Annotated in this window: 5 protein-coding genes and 1 pseudogene; 4 read left to right on the forward strand and 2 right to left on the reverse strand. The window is 72.0% G+C overall.

The genetic code is table 11. The features are described 5' to 3' along the window. Positions 1 to 1,149: type VII secretion protein EccE (gene eccE / locus QH283_RS05215; RefSeq protein ID WP_280501876.1), on the forward strand; the 1,149-nt coding region annotated here is incomplete at its 5' end. 25 nt (positions 1,150 to 1,174) lie between these two features. Here the strand turns inward: eccE and QH283_RS05220 are convergent. Both QH283_RS05220 and QH283_RS05225 read right to left on the reverse strand, forming a co-directional pair. Further along, positions 1,175 to 1,735: an NADPH-dependent FMN reductase gene (locus QH283_RS05220; RefSeq protein WP_280501877.1), complete on the reverse strand. Its 561-nt coding sequence runs from the start codon at positions 1,733 to 1,735 to the stop codon at positions 1,175 to 1,177. Between the two features lie 17 nt (positions 1,736 to 1,752). Continuing rightward, positions 1,753 to 2,562, reverse strand: coding sequence for an S-methyl-5'-thioadenosine phosphorylase (locus QH283_RS05225; protein WP_280501878.1), 810 nt, complete (start codon positions 2,560 to 2,562; stop codon positions 1,753 to 1,755). A 170-nt stretch (positions 2,563 to 2,732) separates the two neighbouring features. On the opposite strand from QH283_RS05225, the gene QH283_RS05230 reads away from it, so the two are divergent. The 3 genes and pseudogenes from QH283_RS05230 to QH283_RS05240 all read left to right on the forward strand — a co-directional run. Continuing rightward, entirely contained in the window at positions 2,733 to 3,419 is a 687-nt protein-coding gene (locus QH283_RS05230; protein ID WP_280501879.1) for a DMT family transporter, read from the forward strand. After that, positions 3,389 to 3,700, forward strand: a complete 312-nt coding sequence (locus QH283_RS05235; protein WP_280501880.1) for a DMT family transporter — start codon at positions 3,389 to 3,391, stop codon at positions 3,698 to 3,700. Before QH283_RS05230 ends, QH283_RS05235 begins: the two co-directional genes overlap by 31 nt. Positions 3,701 to 3,816: 116 nt before the next feature. Further along, positions 3,817 to 3,987, forward strand: a pseudogene (locus QH283_RS05240) (metal-sensing transcriptional repressor); the annotation flags it as partial. Positions 3,988 to 4,049 lie beyond the last annotated feature (62 nt).

Raw genomic sequence — 4,049 nt, forward strand, 5'->3', positions numbered from 1 at the left:
CGGCTCCATACCTCCCTGGCGCGCCCCCCCCTGCCCCCCGCCCCCGCGCCCGGCGCGGTGTGTCTTCCCCGGGCCTCGGCGCCGGGGGGGGGGGGGGGCGCGGCGGCTCGTCGCGGCGGCGGCATCGAGGGCGCCTCACGCGCGGTGACCATCGCCACCCAGCGCATCATGCGCGCGCTCGAGGACGCCGACTGCAACGCCCGCATCCTCACCGCCCCCGAGATCCGCAAGGCGGTGCTGCAGATCACCGCGGGTTACGACCCGCGCGAGATCACCCACACCTGGCGCTACGCCGAACTCGGCAACGCGATCAACATCGGCAGCGCGGTCGACCCCGACCATCTCGGCTCGGACCTGCTGGCCCAGCTGTGGGTGGCGCCATCGCGCGGCACCACCATGACGGTGCGGCTGCGGCCGGGCAGCTCGGCGGAGTCGGTGAACATCGGCGCCTCCTGGCGGCTGACCACCCGCGAGCTGCCCGAGGGCGGCAAGCTCGACGGGATGATCTCGATGAACGGCCGCCACCGCGAAGGGCTGCTGGCCAATCTGCCGCTGTCGGCGCCCGCCGCCGACGACGTGGTGCCGTTGAGCGAGTACCCGATCGACGTCATCGGCGCGCTGCACCTGCCCTCCTCGGGCTGCGGCCAGCTGATCGGCTCGGACGAGAACAACCAGGGTGTCGCGGTGCGCATCATCGGCCAGGGCATCTCCACGGTCTATGTGGCGGGCGAGCTGTATCTGGCCCAGCAGCTGGTGTTCCGCGCGCTGGCGATCGGCGAGCGCATCCTCATCCGCACCGATCGTCCGCAGGCCTGGGACCAGCTGGTGCAGACCATCGGCAACCCGGAACGGCTGGCGATCGCGGTGGAGGCGCATCAGTCCGACGCCGGATTCACCGCAGCCGTGGTCGACGGTGTGCTCGCGCCCGCACCGCACGCGGGCGTCACCACCATCTACGTCACCGGCGATCCGATGGGCTGGCCCGCCACCAGGCCGGACCTGTCGATCCACCAGCCGGGTGCGATCGGCAACAGGGTGATCGTGCGCACCGGCACCACCCAGGTCGATCTGACGCTGGTCTCCATCGCCAAGGAGGCCACCTACATCGGCAGTCCGCGCGGCCGCAGGCCGATGGCCGACGCGCACTGACCGGGCACGCGACCCGCCCGCGCGTTCAGCCGGGGTAGGGCTCGGCCGCGCGCGCGTCGCGCAGCGCCCTTCCCCACCAGGACAATTGGCCGAGCATGCGCTGGGCGGCGTCGACGGCCGCGCCGTCGCTGGTGTTGCCGTCGGCGTCGAACCGCTTCCTGGCACGGTGGAATCCCACGCTCTCGCGCAGCGACACCATGTGCAGCTCGGCGACCACCTGCCGCAACTGCTCGACCGCGCGCAGACCGCCGGACATCCCGCCGTAGGAGACGAATCCGATCGGCTTGGCGCGCCATTCGTGCTTGGCCGAGTCGAAGGCGGTCTTCAACGAGGCCGGGTAGCCGTGGTTGTACTCGGAGGTGATGGCGACGAACGCGTCCGCCGCCCCGAGACGGGCGCGGAAATCCGCGACCGCCGGGGTCTCGGTGAGGTCGGCGGGCAGCGCGATCTCGCGCAGATCCAGCACGCCGGTGTCGAATTCCCGGCGCTCGCGCACCGTGGCCAGGAACCAGTCCGCCACCACCGGGGCGAACCGCTCCGGGCGCACGCTGGCCACGATCACCTCGAGTCGCAACGGTGTCGGCACAGCTGCGAGCGTAGCGGTCAGGGCAGCTCGAAGGGCAGCGTGACGCCCTCGTGCGGGCGGCAGTGCGCGCAGGTCTCGGTGCCGTCCACCGCGGCGATGGCCTTGCGGACCAGTTCCTTGAACGGCTCGATATTGCGCTTGAACTCGGCGAACACGTCGATCGCGTGCACGCCGTCGCCGCTCTCCAGACCGGCGTCGAGATCGGTGACCAGTGCGATGGCCGAATAGCACATCTCCAGCTCGCGGGCGAGCACCGCTTCCGGGTAGCCGGTCATGTTCACCAGATCCCAGCCCTGCCCGGCGAACCAGCGGCTCTCCGCGCGGGTGGAGAAGCGCGGGCCCTGCACCACGACCATGGTGCCGCCGTCGCGCATGGGCAGTTCCTCGACCGCCGCGCCGACGGCCGCCGCGCGCAGCTCGGCGCAGTACGGGTCGGCGAAGGAGACGTGGATGCCGCCGCCGTCGAAGTAGGTCTGGGCCCGTCCCGAGGTACGGTCCACCAGCTGGTCGGGCACCGCGACGGTGCCGGGGCCCCAGTCCGGGCGCAGGCTGCCGACCGCGCAGGGCGCGAGCACCCGTCGCACGCCGAGCGAGCGCAGCGCCCACATGTTGGCCAGGTACGGCAGGGTGTGCGGGGCGTATTCGTGCTTCTTGCCGTGACGCGGAACGAAGGCGACCGGCCTGCCCGCCACGTCGCCGACGGCGATGGGCGCGCTCGGCTTGCCGTAGGGGGTGTCGACGTCGACCTCGTGCGTCTCGGCGTCGAAGAAATCGTAGAAGCCGGTGCCGCCGATGACGGCCAGGGCGGGACGGGGAAGCTCGCTCATGACCGATCATTCTTCCCGAGTACCCGCCCCGGCGCGACGCGCCCCGGACATCTCACCCCGCCGACCGGCCGACCGGCCCGGTCGCGCATGCTGGTCGCGACAGAGCATGCTGGTCGCGACAGAGCATGCTGGTGGCGACAGAGCTGGTTGACGGTGTCGAGGAGGTGCGTGTGTCACGGGCGCGGTCCGGGGTGTGGCTGACCGTGGCGAGCGGTCTGGCGTTCGCCAGTTCCGGCCCGCTGGCCAAGGCTGTGCTGGCCGCGCAGTGGTCACCCGGCGCCATTCTCGCCGTCCGGCTCACCGGCGCGGCCGCGGTGGTGCTCGTGGTCGCGGCGCTGGCCGATCTGCGGGAGCTGCGCGAGAGCCCGAGGCACGTGCGCACCATCGCCGCCTTCGGCGTGGTGGCGGTGGCCGGTGTGCAGGCCACCTTCTTCCTCTCTCTGCAACACCTGCAGGTGGGGGTGGCCCTGATGATCCAGTTCCTGGCGCCCGTGGTGGTGATCGCCTGGAATTGGGCGGTGCGCGGGCGCAGACCGAGCGCACGCACCCTGACCGGCGCCGCGGTGGCGCTGGCGGGCGCGGCTCTGGTGATCGACGTCTTCCAGGGTTCGGCACTGAGCGCGGCCGGCCTGGGCTGGGCGGCGCTGTCCATGCTGTGCAACGCCGCCTTCTTCCTGTTGTCGGCGCGCACCTCCGACAGCCTGAGCCCGGTCACCCTGCTCGGCGCGGGGCTCGGCGTGGCCGCGCTGACCGCCTGGCGCTCGGCCTGGCGACGATCCTGCCGCTGCGTTTCGGCGCGGCCACCGCCACGCTGGCCGACCACTCGCTGCCGGTGTGGGCGGCGCTGGCACTGCTGATCGGGATCAGCACGGTGGTGGCCTACCTGTGCGGGGTGGCAGGCGCGGCCAGGATCGGTTCGACGCTGATGTCGCTGGTGCTGTTGAGCGAGGTGCTGTTCGCGGTGGTGCTGGCGCGGATACTGCTCGGCGAACAGATCGCGCCGGTGCAGATGGCGGGCGGGGTGCTGCTGGTGGGCGGCATCGCGCTGGCTCGCTCGAGCGGGGGCCGGGGTCGGTCGCCTGTGCGCACGAGCACCCGCTCGGAGCAGGCGCCGCCCGCCGTTCCCCCTGTACCGTAGGGGGGTATAGGCCGTCGTTCGGCGGCCCCGAGCGAGGAGACAGTGTGACCACCCCGGACGCGGCCCAGCATGGGGAGACCGCAGCACACGTTCACACCGGCGGCGAACCCGGCCACGTGCACGGCGGGGACGAGCACGCGGGCGTCGAGCACGCCCACGCCGGGCACGGCTACATCACCGCCAAGGACGACTACCTCAAGCGCCTGCGCCGGATCGAGGGGCAGGCGCGCGGCCAGCAGCGCCTGGTCGAGGAGGAGAAGTTCTGCATAGATATTATAACCCAGGTCTAGGCCAAGACCAAGGCGCTGCAGGCCGGGGGGATGGGGCTGCTCGAGGGCCACATCAGTCA

Origin of the sequence: Nocardia farcinica (genome assembly GCF_029867845.1) — a bacterium.
Lineage (GTDB): Bacteria > Actinomycetota > Actinomycetes > Mycobacteriales > Mycobacteriaceae > Nocardia > Nocardia farcinica_A.